This window comes from Salifodinibacter halophilus (assembly GCA_012999515.1).
Lineage (GTDB): Bacteria > Pseudomonadota > Gammaproteobacteria > Nevskiales > Salinisphaeraceae > Salifodinibacter > Salifodinibacter halophilus.
The window spans coordinates 1-348 of record JABEEB010000070.1 but is presented as its reverse complement, the minus strand read 5'-3'; the positions used below and the strand labels follow the sequence as shown (position 1 = coordinate 348).

At 71.3% G+C, this 348-nt stretch carries 1 protein-coding gene; it reads left to right on the top strand.

Annotated elements, in window-relative coordinates; translation table 11 throughout:
• Positions 1 to 22 precede the first annotated feature (22 nt).
• Positions 23 to 319: a pyrroloquinoline quinone biosynthesis peptide chaperone PqqD gene (gene pqqD / locus HKX41_10730; protein ID NNC24605.1), complete on the top strand. Its 297-nt coding sequence runs from the start codon at positions 23 to 25 to the stop codon at positions 317 to 319.
• The last annotated feature ends 29 nt before the right edge of the window (positions 320 to 348 follow it).

Here is a 348-nt window from a genome sequence, read left to right as displayed (position 1 = left end):
TCTTCCCGCAGGAGCCGCGGCCATGAGCGCGGCCATCGATTCGGGCAGCGTGATGCGCTTTCCGGTCGGCGTGCGCCTGCAGCACGACCGCACGCGCGAGCGCTGGGTGCTGCTGGCGCCGGAGCGGGTGATCGAACTGGACGACATCGCCCACGCGGTGCTGACCCACGTCGACGGACGCTCGGATGTGGAAGCCATCGTCGCCGCGCTGGCGCGCGACTACGGCGCCGACCCCGGCGAGATCTACGGCGACGTGATCGACCTGTTCTCCACGCTGCTGGAGAAACGCATGCTGGCGTTCGCGCCGCAGCTGACCTGAGCGCGCGGCGATGAACGCCCGGCCGGCCG

Bases quoted from the DNA above. Each gene is read 5' to 3' on its own strand.
- pqqD (NNC24605.1), top strand. From the start codon at position 23: ATGAGCGCGGCCATCGATTCGGGCAGCGTGATGCGCTTTCCGGTCGGC.